Source organism: Candidatus Tisiphia endosymbiont of Dioctria linearis, assembly GCF_964026545.1.
GTDB lineage: Bacteria > Pseudomonadota > Alphaproteobacteria > Rickettsiales > Rickettsiaceae > Tisiphia.
This window is the reverse complement of the sequence record NZ_OZ032156.1, coordinates 76,977-103,269: the sequence shown is the minus strand read 5'-3', so window position 1 is coordinate 103,269 and position 26,293 is coordinate 76,977. Positions and strand designations below refer to the sequence as shown.

Annotated in this window: 24 protein-coding genes and 3 pseudogenes; 8 read left to right on the top strand and 19 right to left on the bottom strand. The window is 32.3% G+C overall.

Annotation, left to right across the window (positions count from 1 at the left end; genetic code table 11):
* Window positions 1–123: 123 nt before the first annotated feature.
* Entirely contained in the window at window positions 124–1,668 is a 1,545-nt protein-coding gene (locus AAGD42_RS00535) for an acyl-CoA carboxylase subunit beta (protein ID WP_341752851.1), read from the bottom strand.
* A 136-nt stretch (window positions 1,669–1,804) separates the two neighbouring features.
* On the opposite strand from AAGD42_RS00535, the gene rpe reads away from it, so the two are divergent.
* Complete coding sequence (rpe, locus tag AAGD42_RS00530; protein WP_341752850.1) at window positions 1,805–2,455, top strand: ribulose-phosphate 3-epimerase; 651 nt, start codon at window positions 1,805–1,807, stop codon at window positions 2,453–2,455.
* 11 nt (window positions 2,456–2,466) lie between these two features.
* Here the strand turns inward: rpe and AAGD42_RS00525 are convergent, their stop codons facing one another.
* The 5 genes from AAGD42_RS00525 to AAGD42_RS00505 all read right to left on the bottom strand — a co-directional run bounded on the left by AAGD42_RS00525 (window position 2,467) and on the right by AAGD42_RS00505 (window position 8,194).
* Window positions 2,467–3,174: a M48 family metallopeptidase gene (locus tag AAGD42_RS00525; protein ID WP_341752849.1), complete on the bottom strand. Its 708-nt coding sequence runs from the start codon at window positions 3,172–3,174 to the stop codon at window positions 2,467–2,469.
* Between the two features lie 149 nt (window positions 3,175–3,323).
* Complete coding sequence (locus tag AAGD42_RS00520; RefSeq protein ID WP_341752848.1) at window positions 3,324–3,737, bottom strand: helix-turn-helix domain-containing protein; 414 nt, start codon at window positions 3,735–3,737, stop codon at window positions 3,324–3,326.
* Between the two features lie 133 nt (window positions 3,738–3,870).
* Window positions 3,871–5,787, bottom strand: coding sequence for an RNA polymerase sigma factor RpoD (gene rpoD / locus AAGD42_RS00515; protein WP_341752847.1), 1,917 nt, complete (start codon window positions 5,785–5,787; stop codon window positions 3,871–3,873).
* A 17-nt stretch (window positions 5,788–5,804) separates the two neighbouring features.
* On the bottom strand, window positions 5,805–7,577 hold the full coding sequence (gene dnaG / locus AAGD42_RS00510; RefSeq protein ID WP_341752846.1) for a DNA primase: 1,773 nt from the start codon (window positions 7,575–7,577) through the stop codon (window positions 5,805–5,807).
* The gene (locus AAGD42_RS00505; protein ID WP_341749564.1) at window positions 7,574–8,194 is read right to left on the bottom strand and encodes a diacylglycerol/polyprenol kinase family protein; all 621 of its coding nucleotides are present in this window, start codon (window positions 8,192–8,194) and stop codon (window positions 7,574–7,576) included. The genes dnaG and AAGD42_RS00505 overlap by 4 nt, the downstream gene beginning before the upstream one ends.
* 76 nt (window positions 8,195–8,270) lie before the next feature.
* On the opposite strand from AAGD42_RS00505, the gene greA reads away from it, so the two are divergent.
* Complete coding sequence (gene greA / locus AAGD42_RS00500) at window positions 8,271–8,762, top strand: transcription elongation factor GreA (RefSeq protein ID WP_341753419.1); 492 nt, start codon at window positions 8,271–8,273, stop codon at window positions 8,760–8,762.
* Between the two features lie 275 nt (window positions 8,763–9,037).
* Here greA and AAGD42_RS00495 read toward each other — a convergent pair.
* The 6 genes and pseudogenes from AAGD42_RS00495 to efp all read right to left on the bottom strand — a co-directional run bounded on the left by AAGD42_RS00495 (window position 9,038) and on the right by efp (window position 13,732).
* Window positions 9,038–10,084: pseudogene (locus AAGD42_RS00495) on the bottom strand (HlyD family secretion protein).
* Window positions 10,085–10,087: 3 nt separating this feature from the next.
* Window positions 10,088–10,849 carry a CDP-alcohol phosphatidyltransferase family protein gene (locus AAGD42_RS00490; RefSeq protein ID WP_341749569.1) on the bottom strand — a complete coding sequence of 254 codons (762 nt, stop codon included), beginning with the start codon at window positions 10,847–10,849 and terminating at the stop codon, window positions 10,088–10,090.
* A 41-nt stretch (window positions 10,850–10,890) separates the two neighbouring features.
* Window positions 10,891–11,586, bottom strand: coding sequence for a phosphatidylserine decarboxylase (locus AAGD42_RS00485; RefSeq protein ID WP_341760742.1), 696 nt, complete (start codon window positions 11,584–11,586; stop codon window positions 10,891–10,893).
* A 230-nt stretch (window positions 11,587–11,816) separates the two neighbouring features.
* Window positions 11,817–12,146, bottom strand: a complete 330-nt coding sequence (locus AAGD42_RS00480; protein WP_341749571.1) for a DUF2610 domain-containing protein — start codon at window positions 12,144–12,146, stop codon at window positions 11,817–11,819.
* A 272-nt stretch (window positions 12,147–12,418) separates the two neighbouring features.
* Window positions 12,419–13,159 carry an inositol monophosphatase family protein gene (locus AAGD42_RS00470; RefSeq protein ID WP_341752844.1) on the bottom strand — a complete coding sequence of 247 codons (741 nt, stop codon included), beginning with the start codon at window positions 13,157–13,159 and terminating at the stop codon, window positions 12,419–12,421.
* Between the two features lie 6 nt (window positions 13,160–13,165).
* Entirely contained in the window at window positions 13,166–13,732 is a 567-nt protein-coding gene (gene efp / locus AAGD42_RS00465; RefSeq protein ID WP_341752843.1) for an elongation factor P, read from the bottom strand.
* 214 nt (window positions 13,733–13,946) lie between these two features.
* On the opposite strand from efp, the gene AAGD42_RS00460 reads away from it, so the two are divergent.
* From AAGD42_RS00460 to AAGD42_RS00450, 3 genes are all read left to right on the top strand, one after another.
* Window positions 13,947–15,305 carry a PleD family two-component system response regulator gene (locus AAGD42_RS00460; RefSeq protein ID WP_341752842.1) on the top strand — a complete coding sequence of 453 codons (1,359 nt, stop codon included), beginning with the start codon at window positions 13,947–13,949 and terminating at the stop codon, window positions 15,303–15,305.
* An 82-nt stretch (window positions 15,306–15,387) separates the two neighbouring features.
* Complete coding sequence (locus AAGD42_RS00455) at window positions 15,388–15,900, top strand: RNA pyrophosphohydrolase (RefSeq protein WP_341751052.1); 513 nt, start codon at window positions 15,388–15,390, stop codon at window positions 15,898–15,900.
* Window positions 15,901–15,926: 26 nt separating this feature from the next.
* The gene (locus AAGD42_RS00450) at window positions 15,927–16,679 is read left to right on the top strand and encodes a class I SAM-dependent methyltransferase (protein WP_341752841.1); all 753 of its coding nucleotides are present in this window, start codon (window positions 15,927–15,929) and stop codon (window positions 16,677–16,679) included.
* A gap of 2 nt (window positions 16,680–16,681) precedes the next feature.
* Here the strand turns inward: AAGD42_RS00450 and AAGD42_RS00445 are convergent, their stop codons facing one another.
* Window positions 16,682–17,143 (bottom strand): nucleoside deaminase, encoded by a 462-nt coding sequence (locus AAGD42_RS00445; protein ID WP_341760741.1) that lies wholly within the window; start codon window positions 17,141–17,143, stop codon window positions 16,682–16,684.
* Window positions 17,144–17,153: 10 nt separating this feature from the next.
* A pseudogene (locus tag AAGD42_RS00440) lies at window positions 17,154–17,381 on the bottom strand (cation transporter dimerization domain-containing protein); the annotation flags it as partial.
* A 104-nt stretch (window positions 17,382–17,485) separates the two neighbouring features.
* On the opposite strand from AAGD42_RS00440, the gene pdxY reads away from it, so the two are divergent.
* Window positions 17,486–18,367 carry a pyridoxal kinase gene (gene pdxY, locus AAGD42_RS00435; protein ID WP_341752839.1) on the top strand — a complete coding sequence of 294 codons (882 nt, stop codon included), beginning with the start codon at window positions 17,486–17,488 and terminating at the stop codon, window positions 18,365–18,367.
* Window positions 18,368–18,398: 31 nt separating this feature from the next.
* On the opposite strand, the gene AAGD42_RS00430 is transcribed toward pdxY, so the two are convergent.
* On the bottom strand, window positions 18,399–18,851 hold the full coding sequence (locus AAGD42_RS00430) for a nucleoside deaminase (protein ID WP_341760740.1): 453 nt from the start codon (window positions 18,849–18,851) through the stop codon (window positions 18,399–18,401).
* 10 nt (window positions 18,852–18,861) lie between these two features.
* A complete protein-coding gene (locus tag AAGD42_RS00425; protein ID WP_341752838.1) occupies window positions 18,862–19,770 on the bottom strand; it encodes a cation diffusion facilitator family transporter in 909 nt (302 codons plus the stop codon).
* A gap of 143 nt (window positions 19,771–19,913) precedes the next feature.
* Here AAGD42_RS00425 and AAGD42_RS00420 point away from each other — a divergent pair, with 143 nt between their 5' ends.
* The gene (locus AAGD42_RS00420; protein WP_341752837.1) at window positions 19,914–20,384 is read left to right on the top strand and encodes an RT0821/Lpp0805 family surface protein; all 471 of its coding nucleotides are present in this window, start codon (window positions 19,914–19,916) and stop codon (window positions 20,382–20,384) included.
* A 147-nt stretch (window positions 20,385–20,531) separates the two neighbouring features.
* Window positions 20,532–21,251 (top strand): metal ABC transporter ATP-binding protein, encoded by a 720-nt coding sequence (locus AAGD42_RS00415; RefSeq protein WP_341752836.1) that lies wholly within the window; start codon window positions 20,532–20,534, stop codon window positions 21,249–21,251.
* 48 nt (window positions 21,252–21,299) lie between these two features.
* Here the strand turns inward: AAGD42_RS00415 and AAGD42_RS00410 are convergent, their stop codons facing one another.
* From AAGD42_RS00410 to mfd, 3 genes and pseudogenes are all read right to left on the bottom strand, one after another.
* The gene (locus AAGD42_RS00410; RefSeq protein WP_341752835.1) at window positions 21,300–21,536 is read right to left on the bottom strand and encodes a hypothetical protein; all 237 of its coding nucleotides are present in this window, start codon (window positions 21,534–21,536) and stop codon (window positions 21,300–21,302) included.
* Between the two features lie 27 nt (window positions 21,537–21,563).
* Window positions 21,564–22,898 carry a DNA repair protein RadA gene (gene radA, locus AAGD42_RS00405; protein WP_341752834.1) on the bottom strand — a complete coding sequence of 445 codons (1,335 nt, stop codon included), beginning with the start codon at window positions 22,896–22,898 and terminating at the stop codon, window positions 21,564–21,566.
* Window positions 22,895–26,287, bottom strand: a pseudogene (gene mfd / locus AAGD42_RS00400) (transcription-repair coupling factor). Before mfd ends, radA begins: the two are co-directional and overlap by 4 nt.
* Between the last annotated feature and the right edge of the window lie 6 nt (window positions 26,288–26,293).

Genomic DNA, 26,293 nt, shown 5'->3' with positions numbered 1-26,293 from the left:
AATATTAGACATTATACCAGATGTCCTGCTCCTCACTAATAGATAATTAGAGATAATTTCACTAATTTTTATATAGCTAACCCGATTAGCATTCTTGGTCAAATTTTAAAATAGAAGACTATGCTAAAGCGGTAAGTTATCATGTTTCTTCCATGGTAACTGTACTTTCTTGTGTTGAAGAAAGTTTAGTGCTTTACATATACGCCATCTAGTGTTTTGAGGCTTGATAATATCGTCTAGATACCCTCTAGATGCTGCAACGAAAGGAGAAGTAACAGTATCTTTATACTCCTGAATCTTTTGTTTTTTTGATTCTGGATATTTACATTCTGCTTTAAATATTATTTCAGCAGCCCCTTCAGCTCCAAGTACCGCAATTTCCGAGTTAAACCACGCATAATTGACATCACCACGAAGATGCTTTGAGTTCATTACGATATAAGCACCACCATAAGCTTTCCTAGTAATTATGGTAATTTTCGGTACAGTTGCTTCAGCGTACGCATATAATAATTTCGCACCATGTTTAATAATACCGTTATGCTCCTGAGCAATACCAGGTAAGAAGCCTGGAACATCAACTAAAGTCACTATCGGAATATTAAATGCATCACAAAAACGTACAAATCTTGCTGCTTTTCTTGATGCGTTAATATCCAAACAGCCAGCTAAATGTAATGGTTGATTCGCAACAAATCCTATAGACCTTCCTTCCATATAACCAAAGCCAATTATAATGTTTTTAGCAAAATCTGGTTGTAACTCAAAAAAATCTCCTTCATCCACAATACGCTCAATTAACTCTTTCATATCGTAAGCTTTGTTTGGAATAGTTGGGACTAAGGTATTTAAAGACATATCAACTCGATCAGCTGGATCTTCGGTACGACGATATGGTAGTGGGCTACGATTTGATAGAGGTAAAAAATTAAAAAATCTTCTAGTTTCTAGAAGTAGCTCTATATCATTTTTAAAAGCAAAGTCAGCAACACCACTCTTGGTAGTATGCATCTTTGCACCACCAAGTTGTTCTTGACTTACTTCTTCACCTGTAACAGTCTTAACTACCTCCGGTCCGGTTACAAACATATAAGAAGTATTTTTAACCATGAAGATAAAGTCTGTTAAGGCAGGAGAATAAACAGCTCCTCCAGCACAAGGTCCCATAATTAAGGTGATTTGTGGAATAATACCAGAAGCAATTACATTGCGTTGGAATAATTCACCATAACCACCAAGACCATCAACTCCTTCCTGGATTCTTGCTCCTCCCGAATCATTTATCCCAATAACTGGTGCTCCTACTGCCAAAGCAGAATCGAGTATAGAGCATATTTTTTTAGCATGATACTCACCAAGAGAACCACCTAATACCGTAAAATCTTGGCTATACACAAAAACTAACCTACCATTTATGGTGCCATGTCCAGTTATTATACCGTCCCCTAGGAATTTTTTTTCTTCCATTCCAAAATTACTACATCTATGTTCAACGAACATTCCTGTTTCTTCAAAACTCTCGGGGTCTAGCAACACTTCTATTCTTTCTCTGGCAGTGAGCTTACCTTTCTTATGTTGTAAGGTAATTCTTTCTTCTCCCCCCCCTTGACGGGCATTATTACGCTTTTCATCAAGTGAATCAGAAGAATTTGCAATATGTTGACTCATATATGGCTATTATAGTTCATTATAATCATAACTCGTAGTATAATAACAAAATGACGAAAAGATAGTAGAAATTTATCTGAATTAGTTTTATAGAATGTAGTGTGCTTACTTAAAAATTTTATATTAAAGGATAAAAGTGAAAATAATTAAGATTGCTCCTTCGTTACTATCAGCAGATTTTGCTAATTTACAAAAAGAAATTAGTTCTTTGGAAAAAGCTGGTGCTGATATGATTCATATAGACGTTATGGATGGACATTTTGTACCTAATTTAACATTTGGATATCCTATAATAAAATCCTTGAGAGCTCATACTACATTACCATTTGATGTACATTTAATGATTAATAACCCAGAATATTCAATTAAAGATTATGCGAATAGTGGAGCAGATATTATCACTATCCACCCTGAAACAACTATTCATCTTGACAGAACTTTAGATATTATTCAAAATTTAGGAGTAAAAGTGGGAGTGGCACTACTTCCTTCCACTAATCCAAATTATATAGATTATATTATTGATAAATTGGATTTGATACTAGTAATGACTGTAAACCCTGGATTTTCTGGTCAAAAATTTATAGAAAATCAGTTAGAAAAAATTAAAATTATTTCAGAAAAAATTAAAAATTCCGGCAAAAATATATTGCTTTCTGTTGATGGAGGAATAAATGATGTTACCGGCAAAAATTGTATCAAAGCAGGAGCTGATCTTTTAGTATCAGGTAACTTTATTTTTCAATCAAAAAATTATCAAAAACAAATAGATTTACTAAAATATTAGTTTGGTTAAATCTATTGTAGATATTGATACAATTTATTGCCATTTTCCTTAAGCCATAATCTAGCCAACTTATAATCCGGATAAAGTCTTGCCACTAAATGCCAAAAATGTTTACTGTGATTCATTTCCATTATATGACATATTTCATGTACCACTAAGTATTTTAATATTTTTTTTGGAGCAAAAATAAGTCGCCAATTAAAAGCAAGTACAGCATTACTGGAACAACTCCCCCATTTGTTCTTATTATTGGTAATTTTTATTTTACTAAAATTTATATTATGTTTTTTGCCTAGAAAAGTCACTAGGTTTACTGCTTCTAGTAACAATTTATCTTGCAAGAATCTTGTTAAGGTGCTTTTGTGTTGAGAAGGTAGAGAATATATCTGAATAATATCCTCTCCTATTTGTACTTTATTATAATCTGCATCAATATGTAGTAATGAGTATATTCTGTCAAAGACTGTTATAGTATTATTATCTACAGGGTCTTGTTTTGAATAGTCTGGTAAATTCCGTCTTATCCAAGATTCTTTGTCTAATAAAAATTTATATCCTGTATAAAAATTTTTATTAGGCAGAACTAATTCAGCTCCTTTGTGGTTTATTTTAATGGCAATGCGTTTGGCTTTATTACTACACCTTATTGGAATGTCAATACCATAACCTAGCTTATCTAAAGTAATAAAATTCGGTATTAATTGCGGCTGATTATTCATATCTAATATTATCTATGTTATCTAATGTTTATTTATAGCAAATGATAGTATCAATAACTGACAATGGGTATTGGCGAACCAGTGTAGTCGGCATATTTAAAGCTGATAAAATAACACATATTAGACCTTGCAAAATTCACAAAGAAAGATTAAGGTTTATGATATTTATCAATCATCCAATCTATAAATGTATTATCAACAGACTGCTTTTTTAGAGCATATTCATATACTTCTTTTATTAGGGCTGTAAGATTGCTAAATGAAAAGTTTAAATTTCTCTCAGTTAATATATTAATAGTTAAGCTAGTGGCTTTGCTAAAGATTTTCATCTGATCAACAGTCATCACCTCAAGGTTTACTTCGTTATCAACAACAAGAGCTTCCAAATTAACATCTAATGCCTTAGCAATTAATTGTAAATTAGTAGCACTAGGGTTTTTTGAACTACCGTACAAAATACTGTAAACAGTATTTCTACTTATTCCAGTTTTCTTCTCTATCTCTACAGCGTTGATATTTTTTTGAATCATTAATGAGTTAAGTTTGGTTTGTAAGTTTACCATAAATAAAGCTTTTTCTATAAAAATTAATGTTTCTAAATATTAAGGTATCTTTATTAAAAAGTAAACAAATAATAATTAATTGATTTGGATTCAATTATACGTGGACACAAATCATTAAATAATCTTATGTAAATTAGCCGCCAAAAGCAGATTCTGAAGAATTGTTGTGCTTTCTAGAACCACTCCGGAAGCTACTAAGTCTTTTAGATCTAGTCGGATGTTTTAATTTACGCAGTGCTTTGGATTCTATTTGCCTAATACGTTCCCTAGTAACATTGAATTGCTGCCCTACTTCTTCCAAAGTATGATCAGTATTCATCCCTATACCAAATCTCATTCTTAGAACCCTTTCTTCACGAGGAGTAAGAGTTGCTAATACTCTAGTGGTAACCTCTCGTAAGTTCGATTGAATTGCTGCATCAAGTGGTAATATAGCATTTGGGTCTTCAATAAAGTCTCCCAAATAACTACCATCATCATCTCCTACTGGATTTTGCAAGCTAATTGGCTCTTTAGCTATCTTCATCACTTTACGTACTTTATCAACTGGCATAGAAAGGCGAGCAGCAATTTCTGCTGGAGTTGGTTCATAACCTAGTTCGTTCAGCATCTGCCTAGAAGTACGGATAATTTTGTTAATCGTTTCAATCATATGTACAGGAATACGTATGGTTCTAGCTTGATCAGCAATGGCTCTAGTAATAGCTTGCCTAATCCACCAAGTAGCATAAGTAGAAAATTTATACCCCCGACGATATTCAAATTTATCAACAGCCTTCATTAATCCAATATTTCCTTCCTGAATTAAATCTAAAAACTGCAATCCACGATTTGCATATTTTTTAGCAATCGAGATAACTAGACGAAGATTAGCTTCTATCATAGCTTTTTTTGCCCGAAGAACCTGTCTTTCACCCTTTTGTATGGTATGCACTAATTTTTTAAATTCAATAATTGGCAAACCGCTAATCATTTCCATGCTTCTTAATTCGCTAATCATTTGATCCGTGACATCAGATTCTTTAGCAAGGAAGTTCCTCCAATTAGCATTCTTATTTTTTTGCATTTGCCTTTTCCAATTCTCATCAATTACTGCTCCCATATATTCACTTAGGAAAGATTGACGAGTTACGCCATATTTTTCAGCTAATTTAAGAAAATTTCCTTCTTTATTTACTAATTCTCTATTCAAACTATATATCCTATTAAGAATTTCCTCCGTCCTTTTAGAATGGAAATGGATGCCAGAAATCTCAACAATTATTAAATGTAAATTTTTGGCATATTTTTTATTATCTTGCAACCCCTTAGGTTGAGGATAACGGGCATAATGTTTTTTTGCTTCAACTAACAACTCTTCAGAAAGTTTAGCAATTTTCTCCATACGCTTGATAACAGCAGGTAATAACTGTAATTCAATAGTAGCTATTGATAAATTACTAGCTTCTTCATGCTCTTCATTGTCTGATTCCAGATCGTTATTATGATTTTCTTCAGAATTACTACAATATTCGTGAACCATATTAGCTTCTAAATCAATCAAATCCCTAAGTAGTATTTTCTCATTAGCTAAATCTTCATGCCATTTAATAAAGAACTTCATCGATATTGGATTTTCACAAAGTGATTTAACCATTATTTCTTTGCCTTCCTCAATATCTTGAGCTACTTCTATTTCAGCCTCACGAGAAAAGAGCCCTACTCCGCCCATATCTCGTAAATATAATCTTACTGGATCATCGGTTGAGCCTATATTTTCTTCTTCACTGTCATCTTCAGGCTCGTTATCAACATTATTAGATAGTTTAAATTCTTCATCTACATTAATATCAAGTTTAATCTCATCTTCATCGCCTTCTATAATATCAACTCCAGCCTCAGAAAACTTTGATATTACCTTTTCTAGATCATTTACTGATATATTATTAGTAATTGGAATAACTTTGTTTATATCATAGTAAGTAACTGCCTTACCTTTTGCTTTGGCTGATTTAACTAAGTTATCAACTGCTTCGCCTTTTTCATCTATATTCTTTTTCACTTCTGTCATAATTTATAAACCTTAGGTCAATTAGTAAAAGATTCGTTTAAATTATAAAGTTCTTTAGAGACCCTCATAATTTCTTCTCGGTATAGCATAGCTTTTTTCAATTCTTCATCCGTTCCATTTTGAATAATGGAACTATATTCTTGTTTTAATAGTACTAGGTGATGTTTTTTATGCAACCATTGCCAAAGCAAGTCAGAATCTATATCATTCTTGTTAAATGATAAATCTAGAAATAGATTATTAGATTTCGACAATAGCGAAAAAGTCTCATAAAATCCAGCTTTTTCTGCCAAATCAATAATATTCTCCTGATCGAATATATCATTGCTAATAATCTCTGCAAAATACCAATCACGAAAAGCTTCAAGCGTACCATTTTGAAAATGTAACGTTAATAAAAAACCCTTTATTTCTTGCTTGTTAACTATCTCTGGAAATTTTACTAACATCATACAAAAAACTTGTTCTAACATCTCAATTTCTGAATAGTCCGGAGCTGAAAATATTACATTTGAATTTTTTGCAACCCCTTTACTTTGGCGTTTAATTAAATTTTGCCATATTTGCTCTTTAAAATATCTATAGTAATTATGGCTGAGAGTCCTATCTTTTATTTGCTTACAATAATCTTCAAGATTTTTTTCCAAAATAGCTTTATCTTCCGGGGTTACAAACTTCTTACCTTCATATTCGGAACGCCAAATCATTTCGGATAGATTAATCCTTTTATCAAAAATTTTGGCAAAGCCCCCTGCCCCATCTTTATTGATAATATCATTAGGATCACTGCCGCCAGGTAACATCACAAAGGAAATTTTCTTATTACCATTTATCAACGGCAATACTAGGTTAATTACTCGCTGAGTAGCTTTTATCCCCGCCATATCACCATCTAAACAAAGTGCTATTTCATCTCCGGCACGCCATAATTTCTGCAAATGATTCTCTGTAACCGCAGTACCAAGACTTGCTACTGCCTCTTTAAAACCAGCCTGGTGCAAGGCAATAACATCTAAGTACCCCTCAACCAAGATTGAATGGTTTTTCTTATAAGCAACACTAATCGCATTATTCTCTCCATATAATGTTTCATTTTTCTGAAATAATATGGTTTCCGGAGAATTTAAATATTTAGGCAATCCATTACCAATTACTCGTCCCCCGAACCCAATTACCTTGTTATAAATATTCCTAATCGGAAAAATGATCCGGTTATAAAATATCTCATACATTGTACCATCATTTCCCTTGCCCACTAAGCCTGCTTTTTGAAGTTTTTTCAAAGATATTGATTTTTTTTCAAAAAATTTCTGCAATTCCTTAGCCGGAGGAGCAAAACCAATGGAAAATTCCTTAATTGCCTCTTTACTAATACCGCGATCACGTAAATAATTACACACTTCTTGTGACAATTGTGAGGTAAAAAACCTTTCTGCCATCTCTAAGATATCAAGTAGTTCATCCGATTCTTCATGCAGTTTTTGTTGCTCTACGGTTAATTTAGGCAATTCAATGCCATAATCATTGGCAAGTTTAATAGCTGCTTCTTTGTAAGATAAACCACTAAGGCTAGCAACAAATTTTATAACATCTCCGTGAACAGTGCAGCCAAAACAGTAATAGAACCTCTTGGCATCATTTACAGTAAATGATGGAGATTTTTCAACATGAAAAGGACATAGACCCAAGTAATTCCCAGATTTTTTAGTTAAAACTACTCTTTGCCTAACAATATCCGATAAATTAATCCGAGTTCTAAGAAGTTCATAAAATTCTAATGGAATTCTCATAAACCTAAAATAAAGGTGAATATAATTGTAGAAAAACAGTAAGTAAGAGGTACTAATAAATTATCATTGATCAATAAATCTTTTGCATAAAATTCACCAATAGTAGTAATTACGGAACTAATGATGATAACAGTAAAACTAGTATGATAGCCAATGAAAAAATACACTAACATGCTGATAAAAATTGCAGAAGTTAGAAAGGCAATAGAACCTTCCAATGATTTACCATTTTCTAAAGGCTTACCTATTTTGGTACCAACTAACGCAGCAAGACAATCAGCTATTATCAATATCAACCAAGACGAAATCGCTAAACCTTTTGAAAATAACAGAGCTGTCAAAAAAAATCCAATTGCCATAAAACTACCACCACTTAGTCTGAATGAACCGCTCCGTTCCTCGGGTCTCATAAACTTTCTAAGAAATCTATCTGTAAATTTCTTAACATATAAATTGTAGTGCCTGGCAGTATCTATATATAATACACAGGCGGTAAGTAAAAATAATAGTGTAGTAACAACTAATTTAGATGAAAATAAATAAAAAAGTGGTATAGTTAAGCTATATACATGGAAAGTCTTACGTTGTATCTCAAATTTAAATATTTTAGTTTGCATGATAATCTAAAAGGGCTGTTTGACAAAGTTTAACACAACAAATATACTAGAAAACTTAACTTAGACAAGACATATTATTATGACAAAATTTCCTATTACACATAAAGGGTTCGATAGTCTAGAAAAAGAAATCAAGCGCCTTAAACATGTAGAAAGACCAAAAGTAATTGAGGCTATAGCAACAGCTAGAGATTTTGGAGATTTATCTGAGAATGCAGAATATCATGCAGCAAGGGAAAAACAAAGTTTTATTGAAGGTCGTATTTTATATCTTGAAGATAAAATGGCAAGGGCGGAAATTATTGATACCTCAAAGCTCTCAGGTGACAGCATAAAATTTGGTGCTACAGTTAAGTTGATCGATGACGAAACAGAAGAAGTAGTTGTGTACCATATTGTTGGAGAATATGAAGCAGATATAACTAAAAAGAGAGTATCGATAGTATCGCCAATTGCTAAGGCTCTCATAGGTAAAGGAGTTGGAGATGTAGTAGAAGTGACAACTCCTAAAGGTTCAAAATCTTATGAGGTTTTGGAAGTAACCTATCAAGAACTAGTAGATATTTGACAGCAATTATAAAGTGAATGTTTACGGAAAAAAGTTAAAGTACAAGACGTCTATTAGCGAGGAGTAAAAAGCCTCAAACGTCATTGCGAGGAGAGCGTAGGTCGACGAAGCAATCCAATCTAATAAATGTGGATTGCCACGCTCATATACGTTCGCTCGCAATGACGTCAGAAAGTGGGGTGCCACGACTTACTTGAGTGGTCTCGCAATGACGTTAAAAGATATTGTAAGCCTCGCTAATAGACATTTGTATTTTAACTTTTTTTCGTGAATACTTACGTCTCATCAGTCCTAACTGAAACTATCACAGACATTCCTGGCATCAAATTACTAGTACCATTTTTAGGAACCTCAAAATCTATTAGCACAGGAACCCGTTGAACAATCTTAGTAAAATTACCAGTTGCATTATCACTGGGAATTAGACTAAATTTCGAGCCGGTAGCTGGTGATATGTTACGTATTCTACCATATATAACCTTTTTGGGTAAAGAATCAAACTGTAATTTAACTTTTTGCCCTGACTGGAATTTAGCAATTTGTGTTTCTTTAAAATTAGCTTTTACATATATTCGTTCATCCTGTACAACAAAAAATAATACCCTACCTGGGCTAATGAAATTTCCTACCTGCAAACTACTATTTGCTATTATTCCATTAACCGGAACTCTAATTTTGGTATTTAGTAAACTCCTGGATATTATATTTTTATCTTGCAATAATCCTTTTAATTTTTCTTCTTCAGCAGTTTTTTGCAAAGCTAAAAGTAGTAATTTTTGCTGGGCTATTTGCAAGTTTAACTTTGCCTGATTATAATCAGTTTTTGCTTTAGTAAAAGACATTCTAGATTCATCTAATGTCTTCTGACTAGAAAAATTCCCTTTGTTAAGCTCTTGAACTCTTGTATACTCAGTTGAATTAATTTCCAAATTAGTATTAGCAAAATCAACAGCCTCTTTACTTTGTTGTAAATTAAATTGTGTGATTAAAGTTTTTTGTTCTATGATTTCTATATTTTTAATAGATGCATTAATAGAAGCTTCAAGCGACGCAAGGCGTTACTTATAATCCTGATCATCGATTTCAGCAATAAGGTCACCTTTTTTTACTCTCATATTATCTGAAATCAATACATTCTTAATCACTCCACTAATCTCAGAACTAACGCTAGATATGTCTGCCTCAATATATGCATTATCAGTCGACTCTGTATGACTCCAAATATAAATATTATAAGCTAGATATACAACTATTACACTGAACAAAACTAGAAAATATTTAAAAAATGGATGAGACTTATATTTTTCAAAGGCTTCTAACATAATTTAAATTTTCTTACTAATAAAACAGCAAATTGGTATAGACAAAATATATATAGAGGCAATGAATGGTAATAAATACCATGGATATATAATAAGACTTATGATGATAACAGCAAACACCATCATGGCTAATGATAAATATTCGTGTTTTATCTTAATATTTTTTGTCGAAAATGTTGGCAACCTACTAGCCAGTAAAAAAGCAATTACCACAATATATAAGCCTATTATAATGGTATGGGTACGAATATTGATACCTAAAATGCCACTCACTTCAAAATCTAGAATCATGGGAATTAGAGCAAGTAAAGCTCCACAAGGAGCAGGTACACCAGTAAAAAAATATTCTAACTTCTTATTATTTGCCTCATGAAAAATAGCAGTGTTAAATCTCGCAAGCCTTAATGCCATACATACGATAAATAGCAATATAGTTCCCCATGAAAATACTTTATATTCATATTGTTGAAAAGACCATAAATATACAAGACAAGCCGGCACTACCCCAAAATTAGCAAAATCACATAATGAGTCCAGTTCAGCACCAAACGGACTAGTAGCATTTAGCATCCGTGCTATCCTACCATCAATTCCATCTATTATAGCAGCAACTAAGGTACAATATACAGCCCTTTCCCATATACCATCCAATCCAAATTTAATGGCACTAATACCAATCACAAGACCCAATAAAGTAATAAAATTAGGAAGCAATTTTATAAACGGAATTGGTTTTGTTATTCTAACTTTGCGTATTCTAATCAATTTATACCTATATACTTACTAACATTAAAGTAGCAATAGTCTCACCTTCTTTCAAATTTAAGTTCAGATGTTTTTTTGACCCTAAAATCAGCAATAATAGTTTCTCCCCCAACTGCAGTTTGCCCTTCAGTAACACAAAGGGCGGTTTTAAGTGGCAAATAAACGTCCGCTCTACTACCAAAACGGATAATACCATATCTATCACCAATTCTAACCTCAGTATCTTCTTCTAAGTCACATAATATCCTTCTGGCTATTAATCCTGCTATTTGGACAAAAGCAATTTTATGACCACTATTTGTCTCCATTAGAACAGATTGACGCTCGTTATAGATACTTGCTTTATCAAGAGAAGCATTAAAAAACTTTCCCGGATTATAATGTAGAGATAAAATCTTGCCATTAGCCGGAATACGATTTACATGAACATTAAAAATATTCAAAAAAATGCTAACTCTAATCATTTCCTGATCACCAAGACCAAGTTCTATCGGTGGAACTGCTTCAGTTATTTTATGTACTATTCCATCTGCTGGACTGACCACCAAATCGTCACTAATAGGGGTAAAGCGATCTGGATTTCTAAAAAAATATATACACCAAACTGTCATAACCAACCCTACATACCCAAAGGTATTATGGACAGTAAAAAGTAAAAAAGTTACCACTGCAAAGCTTACAATAAATATGTAGCCTTCTCGATGAATAATCTTCGACAAATCGTTATATTGCTTCATTCTCACTCTCTAATTCGTATTATTTTAGTATAGCTTTACTATACATTAATTATTAATAGCACTAATAGGCAATTGCATTTAAATTTTATTTTTTTAATTATTCACCTTACGCAACCCTCATAGCAATTTAAAAATTACAGACAAGTACCCATCATTGCGAAGAGTGCATAAACCTCAAACATCATTGCGAGGAGGTGCTAAGCACGAACGAAGCAATCCATCCAGATATATCATATATCATCGCTAATATCATTATTACTATCTGATTGGTCATTACTACTTTCTGATTCTTCATTTTTTTCAGTTCTATCATCCTCTTCTTGTGCTGACCCAAGAGCATACACACATAATTCTTCAAGTAATACATTATTCTTATTAGCCAGTTCTTGTAGTTTAGTAATTGCATCCATGACCTCTGCTGGTATTTTTCCACCACGTTGCTTTGATAACCAGTCATCCTGAAAATGCAAAGGATGATGTCCCGGCTCAGGTTGCCCTACATATATGGTAAACGGTGCCATTTGCCCACCAAAATCACAATTAACAGTAAATTTCTTCATAACATAATATCAAATTATTAAAAATTCCACTATGTGGTCTCGCAATGACGTATACGTCTATATAGTCAATTGATGAGAAGTTGGTGACGTCGTCACTCGTCGCTCGCCTATTACTTATAGGCGTCGCTCCATCGCTCCTAGCCCCAAATTCTCCTGAATTGACTATAACTCGTCATTGCGAGGAGGCGTGAGCCGACGAAGCAATCCAAGAAAATGGTTAGAAATGGGTTGCTTCGACCTACTTGCGTGGTCTCGCAATGACGTTGGGTTAGCTATTTTTCTGCTAATAAATGTTCAAATTTCTTAGAAAGTTCATAATTAGTAGCAACAAACATTTCATCATTATTTATTATCGCTCCACCTGCTTCTCGGATGATTAGATCAAAACCGGCTTTTAAAGTGTAATTTAATGATGAAAAATAAACAGCATCGATCTTACCAGTTGTTAGTAGTAACATTCCATAGCAGTGACAACCAAAAACCCTAGCATTTTTCAAAAAAACTGGGTTGATATTAAGGTCATCGGTAGCGATTAAAAAATTATCAACACTAGCACAACCAGAAACCCTCAATCTACTATTACCAGTAGTATTATTTTCTGACCATACCCCTCTGCCTTTTTCAACATAATAAATCTCATCAAGAGCTGGAAAATTTATCACCGTACATATCGTAGTTAAAATTTGATTAATCTTCTTTAAACACGTTATAGATACAGCAAAAAATGGTAGGCTCTTTTCTAAATTACTAAAACCATCCAGCGGATTTATTAGTAAAACCATCTCTTCACTATTATCTAGTTTAAACTTATCCTCTGGAAAGAATAACGCACTTGTATATTTTTGCAACTCATTACGTAATAAATCTTGTGCTTTAACATAAGCCTTATTGCAAAAATCATAGTTTCCCTTACTAGATCTTTGAAGCATTTCTAGTTCCAAAAAATCTCTATGCAAAAATTTAACAGCTTTACGTGACGCAGTAATAAGTAAGCTAGTTATAGGTTGTTGCATAAGATATTACTTAGCTCTTTCAACAAAGCTAATATCTTCAATTCTCACCACTATTTTCTCACCTACCACTAAGTAAGGTGGAACCATTACCTTTACTCCATTAGTTAAAATTGCCGGTTTGTAAGAAGATGTGACCATAGCCCCCTTAATTACGGGATCAGTTTGCATAATTTCAGCAATAACGGTTTGTGGTAATTCAACACTTAAAGCTTTTTCCTCATAAAACTGTACCTTTAATACCATATTATCTTCAAGAAATGGCAAACTTTCGCCAAGAATTGACTTATTAATTAAAATTTGCTCAAAGGTCTCATTATCCATTAACACTAGATTATCTTCCTCAAAATATAGGAATTGTAAATCTTTGGTATCAAGTTGTGCTTTTTCAACATAATCAGATGAATTAAACCGCTCATTAAGCTTTGTACCAGTTTTAAAATTTTTCATCTCTACTTGTACATAAGCCCCACCTTTACCAGGTTTAGTATGTTCAGGAGTTTTATGCACTACCCATAACTCATTATTATACACTATAATGTTGCCAGCTCTAATAGCATTTGCTGAAATTTTCATATTATTATTACTTATCTAAAATCTAATTATTCTTAGCCAATTCCGAATTTACTGAACTATGATGACATGAATTTATTAGGAAGAATATACAATAACTGTTATAAACACAAGTAGATTTAAGTAATAATAATTTAGTAAAATTACTTAGTGCTGTAAAAAATTATGCTAAAATAAAAAAAATTGTTAAGAAACATAAAGAGAATATATTTATTTTATGACTGCCAATGTACTAGTAGTTGATGATATAGAATCAAATATTAAATTACTGGAAGCTAAACTTTTAGGGGAATATTACACTGTCTTTACTGCCAATAACGCCAAAGACGCTCTAAACGTTCTTGCCATTAATAGAATTGATATTGTATTACTTGATGCCATGATGCCTGATATGGATGGATTTGAAACCTGTAGAAGAATTAAGTCTAATATTTCTACCATGCATATACCAGTCATTATGGTTACAGCCCTTTCTGATACTGAAGATCGTATAAAAGGTCTTGAAGCTGGAGCTGATGAATTCTTAACAAAACCTATTGATGATACTGCTATTTTTGCCAGGGTACGATCTCTTGCTAGAATGAAGGCGGTTATTGATGAACTCAAACTAAGAAATACTACTAATGCTGAATTAGGTGGCTCTGTCATAGAAATACAAGATAATTTTTCAGATAGTAAAATACTGTTAATTAACGATGATATAGTACAGGCAAGAAATATCAATAAAATGCTTCTAACTCTTACCCCCAATATCAAAATAATATCTGATATCAAGGAATTGGAGAAAGATACTGAATATCCTCTAGATTTAGTAATTATTAGCTGCCAATTAGAACAAGGAGACCCTTTGAGAATAAGCGTGATGTTACGCTCTAATACTAAATTTCATGATATAGTGCTGATATTACAAGCTGAAGAAGAAAATAGAGCAACAGTTATCAAGGGTTTAGAACTTGGTATTAATGATTATTTTATGTATCCAGTAGATAAGAATGAGCTGTTAGCTAGAATTAGAACTCAACTGAGAAGAAAACACTATCAAGATAAATTACGCAATGATTTAAAGTTAAGTGTAAATCTGTCTATTAAAGATGGTTTGACTGGTATATTTAATCGTCATTATTTTGATACACACATAAAACAAATGGTAAAGAAAGCTACTGATAGCAAAAGACCCTTATGCTTGCTTATGTGTGATATTGATCATTTTAAACAAGTCAATGATAGTTATGGTCATCAAGCAGGAGACGTAGTACTAAAAACTATTACTAATGTTCTGAAGAACATTTTTCGGGTCACAGACTTAATTGCTAGATATGGCGGTGAGGAATTTGCTGTCCTTTTAAATGATATAACGATTGACGAGGCTATGTATGTAGCGGAGCGGGTAAGAATAAGAGTGGAGTCTATCGAATTTAAAGTTAAAACTCAAGAAACTCCTATTAAGAAAACTATCTCAATAGGAGTAACTGAATACAAAATTGGGGAAACGATTAGTGATTTTATAGGGCGTGCTGACAAAGCTCTGTATAAAGGAAAGGAGCAAGGAAGAAATAGAGTGATAAAAATAATTTAGGTACACAAATGAAGAGTAATCAGGTATAATGGGTTGTGAGATGGGCATTTTGCAAATCTGCCTTCCATACAAAACTAAGAACATGAAAAATAAAACTCTTCGTAAATGTTATCCTGAATTACCATATAGACCAAGTGTAGGTATGATGATAATCAATGATACCAATAAAGTATTTGTTGGTAAAAGAATCGATACCAAAATACCAGCCTGGCAAATGCCTCAAGGTGGTATAGATTTGGGAGAAACACCCAGCGTTGCTGCTCTTAGAGAAATGTTAGAAGAGATAGGTTCCAACAAAGGTGATATTATTGCAGAAAGCAGATATTGGTATAGTTATGACGTGCCTAAAATTTTAATACCTAAATTATGGGATGGTAATTTCCGGGGACAAAAACAAAAATGGTTCTTAATTAGGTTTACAGGTACTAACGAAGATATTAATATTAACACTAGTAATCCAGAATTTGAAGAATGGTGTTGGGTTGAGTTTGACGAATTATTGTCAACTATAATTCCCTTTAAACGCAAACTTTATAAAGCTGTAGTTAAAGAATTTTCTCCGATCGTTAATGATACACTATGTTCTGTAAAGTAAGAAATTAGGAATTAAAATTTGGTATTATGACTGATAAAAAACAGTTGGCTTTTGGTGTGGATTCTCGTAGATGTGAGAAATATAGTTTACGTCAAAGTAGATATTACGTTATTTCAAGAGATGTTAGTCGTATCGTAAGTGAAATTAAATCTAAAAACCAAAGAGTAAAGTTATTAGATATTGGTGTTGCTTCTGGTGTATCTCGGCGTTATATCGAAAATCAACCAAATAATGAAGTGATAGATTATTATGGAGCAGATATTGAAATAAGAGATGATATATATAAGAAGGAATCTTATAGTTGTTTATACCAAGCTGATTTAATGCAAGGAATGTTAAATGTTCCGAGCAACATTTTTGACATTGTAATTTGTGAACAAGTTTTAGAACATTTAGATGAATTAGAACTTGCTTTTAAATCGATAGAAAGAGTGTTAAAGCCTGGCGGGACGTTATTTCTGGGCGTTCCAATTTTTCCTCATGGAATACATTTAGTACGTCAATATTTAGTGCCTTTAATTGATAAAATATGTCGAGTAAAAAAAGTTAGAGGTCATGTTCAAGCATTTTCATTACTTACATTTACAAAATTACTTCATAAATATACTGAATTGGAAATTTTAGAATATAGAGGATTTCGAGTTATTTCTGGAGGTATTCTTCGATCGCTTGAAAATCATAAATGGTGGCTAGATTTTAACCTTAAATTAGGTAAACTAATTCCTAGCCTATGCATTGAAATTCAGATTGTTGCTAAGAAGTCAGATAAGGCAACATAGATTTATAGTAAGCGGGGATGACATTTTTGGTTCCTTACCTTGTAAAAAAACTCTTTGATTAGATTTTCAGAAATTTTTGCCGAAAAGCCACTATATATTTCAGGGCGGTAAAAACAAGATTTGCTATTAAAAAAACGCCCACCATTTTCAATCGCCCCCTGTTTTGGATCATTTGCTGCATAAAATAATCTACCTATTCTAGCAAAAGATATTGCACCAGAACACATAACGCATGGCTCTAAAGTAACATACATATCACAATCTGATAAATTTTTACTAGATAGAATCTGACAAGATTGATTTATCGCTACAATTTCAGCATGCAATATCGGATTTTTGGTTTTCTCAACAATATTATGAGCCTTTGCAATAACTTTGTTAGTTATTCTATTGACTATAATAGCCCCTACTGGAATTTCATTTTCATCTAAAGCAAGTTGTGCTTGCTTTAGAGCTTCCTCCATAAAAAAATTGTTAAATTCTGTTGATCTTTTCACGGTAATTAACTTTTTCTTCATAACCATATGGATCTAGATGAATAATTATTTCTGCCTCTGGAAACTCTAACAGCAATTCACTACAAATTTGATCACTATGATAATGAGAATTATATAATGACATATCTGCATCCATTTCTATGTGACATTGTATAAACGGCTTACTTGCAGCATATCTAGTTTTCATTTCATGGATGCCTTTTACTTCTTTAAAGCTAATAATTCTTCAAATAATTTGCATATATCTATTAGTGTAGTTGATTTTTATGATATATTGTCATACAGGAAGGATGAATTTTTAGAGGTATTATGCCAATAATTAATAATTATAATCTCAAACAACAATCTGGTATATTATCTATACAATCACATGTTGTTTATGGGTATGTGGGTAACAAGGCTGCAGTATATCCATTGCAATCTATGGGATATGACGTATGGCCTGTAAATACAGTACAATTTTCTAATCATACCGGGTATGGACAATGGCAAGGAGAAATATTTAGCAGGGAGCATATTAGAAATATACTACAAGGAATAGAACATCTAGGGGTTTTAAATCAATGTTGTGCTATATTGTCAGGTTATATGGGAAGTGCTGATATATGCTATGAAGTATTTGATATTGTTAATAGATTAAAACATCAAAACAGTCAATTGCTATATCTTTGTGATCCAGTCATAGGTAATACACATTGTTACGTAAAACCTGAAGTTTTAAATTTTTTTAAAACCAAGCTTATAGCTGATATTATTACTCCTAATCAATTTGAAGCTGAGATATTATCAGGTATTAAGATTACTAATACAAAAAACCTTAAATTAACTTTAAGGTTTTTTCATGATTTAGGAATACAAATTGTAGTAATTACTGGAGTAAAATTATTTGATATATCATCTACAGATATACACCTTGTTGCTTCTGAGGGAAAAGATACTTATATAATCAAGACAAAAGAATATAATTTTCCTAAAGTAATAAGTGGAGCTGGAGATTTATTATCTGCTATATATCTGGGTAGCTATATAGCCACCAAAAGTATAATTCAAAGTTTACAAATCTCAGCCTATTATATGGATAAAGTAATGGGTTATACTTTACAATCAGGAGCAAAAGAGTTACAAGTAACAAAAATAAGCTATGATACAGTATTATATACTAATGATTTGCCAAGAGTTATAACAATTTAGGATTCTATCACATCTGTTTACTGGGAGAAACCTAGGAATGGCATTTTTGATATCTTACCTTGTAAAAAAACTCTTTGATTAGATTTTCAGAAATTTTTGCCGAAAAGCCACTATATATTTCAGGGCGGTAAAAACAAGATTTGCTATTAAAAAAACGTCCACCATTTTCAATCGCCCCCTGTTTTGGATCATTTGCTGCATAAAATAATCTACCTATTCTAGCGAAAGATATTGCACCAGAACACATAACGCATGGCTCTAAAGTAACATACATATCACAATCTGATAAATTCTTACTAGATAGAATCTGACAAGATTGATTTATCGCTACAATTTCAGCATGCAATATCGGATTTTTGGTTTTCTCAACAATATTATGAGCCTTTGCAATAACTTTGTTAGTTATTCTATTGACTATAATAGCCCCTACTGGAATTTCATTTTCATCTAAAGCAAGTTGTGCTTGCTTTAGAGCTTCCTCCATAAAAAAATTGTTAAATTCTGTTGATCTTTTCACGGTAATTAACTTTTTCTTCATAACCATATGGATCTAGATGAATAATTATTTCTGCCTCTGGAAACTCTAATAGCAATGCACTACAAATTTGATCACTATGATAATGAGAATTATATAATGACATATCTGCATCCATTTCTATGTGACATTGTATAAACGGCTTACTTGCAGCATATCTAGTTTTCATTTCATGGATACCTTTTACTTCCTTAAAGCTACTAATTATTGATATAATTTTTCTTCTATCTTTTTCCGGTAACTCTTCATCAATAAGATTTTTTAAAGCTTTTCTGAATAAAGCATAAGAAGCATATATTATGTATAATGAAATACCTATACCAAATAATGAATCTATAAACCAAAAACGAGTAGTTAAGTTTATAGAAAAGATTACCGCAATATTTGTTAGTAAGTCTGTAAAATAATGTAATTTATCTACTTTTATTATTTCCGAACTAGTCTTTTTTATCACATAAGTTTGATAAGCTACCAAAATAAAAGTTAGTATAATACACAAATACATTACATTGATACCAGACTCTATATTGCTTGGAACAGATTTATCAATAAGAGATTTTATCGAAGAGAAACAAATAAATAAACCAGAAACACAAAAGAATACTGATTGTGAAAAAATTGCTAAATCTTGGATTTTTTCATGCCCAAATCTATGGTGATAATCAGGGGGTTGCAGTGCAAAACGAATAGCAATCAAATTAATAAAAGACGATGAAATATCAAGTATAGCATCAATTAAAGATGCTAAAATAGACTGAGAATCAGTCACAATCCATCCATAAGATTTAATAAATAAGATGAATGCAGCTAAAATAAAAGATACATAAGATGCCGATTTAATTAAATTTTGATGCTCTGAAGTCGTCATATAAAATTTCAATTGTTTTATAATATAAAATACATTATTATCCGACAATCTCCTAGTATATATTCTAATCAAGGGATGTGTCAAATTTAACGACACTTAATAAGATTTTTTGTATATCTTTAATTTAAAATTATATGGTTTTTATGAATTTAACATTCAAAATTACGGCAATTATTTTGGCAACAACAATGTTGCACGGTTGTTCTGGCATGAATAAACAAGGTGGTGGAACATTAATTGGCGGTGTAGCTGGTGGGCTTTTAGGATCGCAATTTGGCAAAGGCACAGGACGCCTTGCAGCAACTGGTATAGGTGTTTTAGCTGGAGCACTTATTGATGGTCAAATCGGTCAAACTATGGATGAGCATGATAGACAATTGGCACAGTTAAGCTCTCAGAAAGCATTGGAAACTGGTTCTAGTGGTCAAAGCGTAGAATGGCGTAACCCAGATAGCGGTAATTACGGATATGTAACACCAGAAAGAGCTTTTAAAAACGATCAAGGGCAATATTGTCGTGAGTATACTCAAACAGTCGTTGTTGGTGGTAAGCAGGAAAAAGCTTATGGTAAAGCTTGTCGTAAACCAGATGGGCAGTGGGAAATTGTTAAATAGACTATCATAAATTTAGCAACACATCGTCATTGCGAGGAAGGTCGTAGGTCAACGGAGCAATCCACAAAAGTAATCAAAAATGGATTGCCACGACCTACTTGCGTGATCTTGCAATGACCCCATTTGTAAAGTTTCGCAAGGAGTCTAATGCCTATCTCGAAATCAGAAGATACTATATTAATAAAGTTCAATAATGTATCTAAGCAATTTGGGAAAAAAATTCCCCTTACCAATATTAATTTTACTGTCAAAAAAGGCGAAGTGACGACTTTAATTGGTCCAAATGGTGCTGGCAAAACAACAATAGCTAGGTTAATCTTAGGTTTAGATCGCCCTTCCTCTGGTAACATAATAATTCACCCTAATCTAAAAATTGGCTATGTCCCTCAAAGACTAGATTTTGCTTCAGATTTACCAATTACAGCTGAAAATTTTTTGTATTTATTAGCTTCAAATAGTACTAACAAGGATTGGCAAGAATTGAGCAATTTTATTGATTTTGATAATTATAAGCATCACGATATTTCTGAACTTTCTGGTGGTCAATTTCAGAAGTTAATGCTAACTGCTACCTTACTAAACAATCCTGATCTAATTATTTTAGATGAACCGACTCAGTCATTAGATGTTACTAGCCAACAAGAATTTTATCGAATCATTAATCAAATAAAAAAACGTCTAAATATTACAATTTTTATGATCTCACATGATTTATTTACGGTAATGAAAAATTCCGACCAAGTAATATGTTTAAATGGTCATATCTGCTGTAGTGGCAAACCAAATGATTTAGCAGAAAACCAAGAATTCCTAAACACCTTGTCAGCAATTGGTTTTTACGTCCATCATCATGACCATAAACATTAGGAGTTGTAAGAAAATAGGTTTGACTTTTTTATAAATAAAATATACCAATCATTTATAATGATGAAATTTTATGTATAAATACCTAGGCTCTGTGAACAAAATTAATTTTTCTACTATATTAATAGGAAACATTTCTTGTGTTTCGCTCTTAACCTGTACATAAGAATTAATGTCTTCTAATTCCTCTAGTTTTTCTTTAATTTCTTCATAAGTTTCTATCGACAAAATTACGGCTTTCTTACCATGTGAATCTTCAATAAAACTGATATTATCTAAATTAACCATAGACATCCCCCCTACTCTGAATTTTAATTATATTAACTCCTTTAATTCCTTTAGATTACTAATTGGACAAATTAGGTTACTACTCAGTTTTTCAAGTTTGGAGCAAATTAATTTATTGAATCCTAATTTTGTTGCTTCTTTTATTCTGACTTCTGCTGCAGTTACTTTCCTTATTTCACCAGATAAACCAATTTCTCCAAAGAAAATACTATGTTCTGGCACAGCTTTATTTTTTGCGGCAGAAATTAAAGCCGCTGCAACAGCTAAGTCTGAAGCTGGGTCTGAAATTTTAAGCCCGCCAGCAACGCTCAAATATACCTCATGAGAAGATAAATTAAGACCAAATCGTACATTTAATACAGCTATTATCATTGCTAGCCTATTCAAATCCCAGCCTACAACTGAACGTCTTGGCATTGGTATATTTGACGGAGCAATTAATGCTTGGATTTCGATTAATAAAGGTCTTGATCCTTCGATTCCAGCAAATACTGTTGTACCGCTAACGTTTTTATCTCTTTTCATCAGAAATAATTCAGAAGGGCTGGAGACTTCAATAAGACCGCTAGCAGTCATTTCAAAAACACCAATTTCTCCTACTCCACCAAACCTATTTTTAATAGACCGTAAAATCCGAAAATGACTATTATGATCACCCTCAAAATATAGTACGGTATCAACGAGATGCTCAAGTAACTTAGGACCAGCTAATTGCCCATCTTTTGTCACATGACAACTAAGCAAAATAATAATATTATTATGTTTAGCATAGCTAACTAATTCATTAGCACAGGCACGAATCTGGGAAATAGTACCAGGGGGGGATGATAATGTACGAGTTACCATCGTTTGAATTGAATCAATCACTACCAAATCAATATTGTTCTTATCGGCATCAATAGTTGAGATAATATCTTCAATGCTAGTGGCGGCTAAGATGGAGGTTGTTTTATTAGTAAGTCCTAATCTTAAAGCTCGGAGTTTTATTTGGTCAATAGATTCCTCTCCAGTTACATACAGACAGCACTTCATTGTAACACAAGAGGAGGTTGCCACTAAGTGTAATAATAAAGTTGATTTCCCAATTCCAGGGTCACCGCCAATTAAAATTGCAGAAGAGCATACCAACCCGCCTCCCAGCACCCTATTTAATTCCTTTATAGGCGTAGGGATACGTAACGAATCCACTACCACCCCATCCAGCTTTTGTATTTCTTGTTTATTACCTAACTTAACTTGTATTTGACTAATTATCTCTTCTTCAATTCCTCCCCATAAGCCACAATCAAAACATTGCCCAGCCCATTTAAGGGAGCTATTACCACAATTTGTGCATATATATTGTTTTTTAATTTTACTCACGCTGCCAATAATTGTTCTAACAAACTATTTGTTTCTTCTATAATATCCTTTCCTACCAATATTTTGCTAAATATTAATTTAGTATCCGGTTTTATTTTGGTTTGCTGAGGATGTTTTATAACAAAATTCATAACCTTATCAGCTATATCCGCTTCTTTGTAAAATTTTAAAACAAATCCTCGTTCACCAGAGTCTAAATTTTCAATATTAAGTTTACTGCATTTATGTTTTATTTTCACTATATCAAGTAGATTATTAAACTCTAATGGAATAGGACCAAAACGATCAACCATTTCATCCTTAAAATTTTCAATATCTGTATCGTCAGTTAAATTGCCAATTCTTCTATACAAACTTAGTTTAAGAGAAGAATCTGCAATATAATTATCAGAAATGAAAACAGGTAACCCCAAATTAATTGTCGGAACAAAAGATTTTGGATTTTCAGTAACTTCACCCTTAAAAATTGCTATTTGTTCATCTAACATTTCCTGATAAAGCTCTACCCCTACTTCTTTAATCTGACCTGATTGTTCTTCCCCTACTAAATTACCAAAACCACGTAAATCCATATCATGGCTAGCAATAGTAAACCCAGAACCAAGAGTACAGCTACTCTGCATTATTTCTAGACGTTTTATTGAATGGGCAGTCATTTTTTTATAATTTGCTAAGGTTAGATAGGCATAACCTCTGAATTTACTTCGACCTATCCTTCCTCTGAGCTGATATAACTGACTTAGACCAAGAGTATCAGATTTATGAATAATCATCGTATTAGCTTCGGCAATATCTATACCGGACTCAATTATTGTAGTAGAAACTAGTATATCAAACTTACCATCACAAAATTCACCCATAATCTCATCTATTTTACCAGCTGGCATCTGACCATGAGCAACTTTATACTTTAATTCTGGTACAATTGTTTGTAAATATCTCTCTATATTTGGAATATCCTTAATTCTAGGTACCACATAGAAGATTCTACCACCACGGAAACGTTCTCTAAGTAAAGCGTCTCTGATAATTACTTGGTCAAATGGCATCACTGTTGTTCGAACTTCTAACCTATCCATTGGCGGGGTGGCAATGATGCTAAGATCTTTAAGACCAACCATTGACATTTGCATTGTACGAGGAATTGGTGTTGCTGAAAGAGATAAAACATGCATTGTAGCTCTGAGACTCTTTAAATATTCTTTTTGAGCAACACCAAAATGTTGTTCTTCATCAATTATTAATAATCGGAGATTATTAAATTCTATATTTTTACTTAATAAAGCATGTGTGCCAATTATTATATTAGCTGTACCGTTTTTGATTTGTTCTTTAATAATTTTAGCATCTTTATTGCTAACCAGACTGGATAATTGTACTATATTTAAACCAAAATCCTTAAATCTTTTAACAAACCTTAAATAATGTTGCTTACCTAGAATAGTAGTTGGTACGATGATCGCTACTTGAGAAGTCATCATAATTGATTTTGCTACCATAAAGGTTGCTCGTATAGCTACTTCGGTTTTCCCAAAACCAACATCTCCGCAAATTAATCTATCCATTAAAATACCAGAGTCAAAATCTTTTTTAATGTCGTTTATGGCATTTAATTGATCTTCAGTTTCAGTATATTTAAATCTATGACAAAATTGCTCATACTCTGCATGATCAAATTCTATTGGACTTGCTACAGTTAACTTTCTCTTAGCAGCTATTTTTAATAATTGTTCAGCAATTTCTGTAATACGGTTTTTAAGCTTGGCTTTACTTCTTTGCCATGCACTACTACCCAATTTGGCAAGCTGTGCTTCACCACTGCCATATTTTTTAATTAGTTCTATATTTTCAACAGGAATATATAATTTATCATTATTCTCATATAGAATTTTTAGGAAATCATGAGCTTTGCCTTTAACATCTAGTGTTTCAACGTTAAGAAACTGACCAATACCATGATCCTTATGAACAATTAGCTCTCCTTCAGTTAAATTATCTAATTCCATTAAAATGTTTTTGAGCTTACGTTTAGCACCTTGCTGACGAAAATTCACTGCACTTTTTCCTAGAATATCATGAGCGGCAATAAACAAATATTTATCACTATAAAACCCTTGGCTAAGTTGAACATAGGCAAGATTTATAACTGCAATTTTTGCTTGTTGTAAATTGTCTATCTAGATATATTTTCGTGAATAACTATCTATTAGGCTTTTAAATCTTTCTAAATTACTTTTAGAATGACAAAAAATAATCGGTATTTTATTTTTATTATTTTCTATAATTTCGAATAGCTTATTAAAAACTGTCTTATCCTCCATAAAACTAGTTACCGTAATTTTTTCTAATGAATGGGCATAAGACGAATCTTCTGGCGTAATTAAAATATTATTATCATGTTCCAGGAACTTTTGTATTTCCTGGCTGGTAAAATAAACTTGTTCGGGAGGCAATGCAGGATAGAAGGTATTTAATTTTATTTTGTTAGACTCAATCCGCGATCTGTAAAGATCGGTATAATTATTTTCCTGCTCAATAATTGATTGCAACGATAAATTATCGTAAATAATAACAGGATCATCCAAGTAATTAATTAGGCTACTGAAAGAATTATAAAATAAAGGAGATAAATGTTCATATCCTTGGAATTTTTTCCCCTCAATCACTGATTCATATAAAGGGGTATTGACATAATTAACTCCAAAAACTTTTAAATAATTATCTCTAAAATTCTTTATTGTTTCTGGATTTAATATCACCTCACTAGCAGAATTAAGTATTAGCTTCGTGCAATTATTGGTAGAAATCTGACTATCAATATCAAATTCTTTTATTGATTCTATGTGATCCCAACTAAAATTAATACGATAAGCTTTAGAACCAGGCAAGACTATATCTACTATCTCTCCTCTTACAGAAAATTCACCACTATCAATACTACTGCTACTCCTAGTAAAACTATTATGTACCAAGAATTCCGCTAATTTATCGGCTGAGAGCTGCATTTTATTATGTAATCTCAAAAAAGACTTAACCAATAACTCTGGAGGAGGTAATTTTGTCAGTAAATTTATAGCACTAGTCACTACCAATTTTGTATCGTTATTACTTGCCAAGTAACTCAATATATTCGCTCTTTCTGATAAAATATTTTGATTTGGCGAAATGCGATCATATGGTATAGTATCAAAACTAGGGAAATATAATATGTTGCTAGTTTTAATATTTTGTGCCATAAATAATAATTGTTTATGGCTATTGATTGCATCATCTTCACTGGCAAAGATAAGTAAAATATTCTTGGTACGTTTATTTGATAAATGTTTATTTGATAAATACTCACTAGCAAAAAAACTTTTTGCACTGAGCGGGAGTGGTTGTTGTATCATTATTTA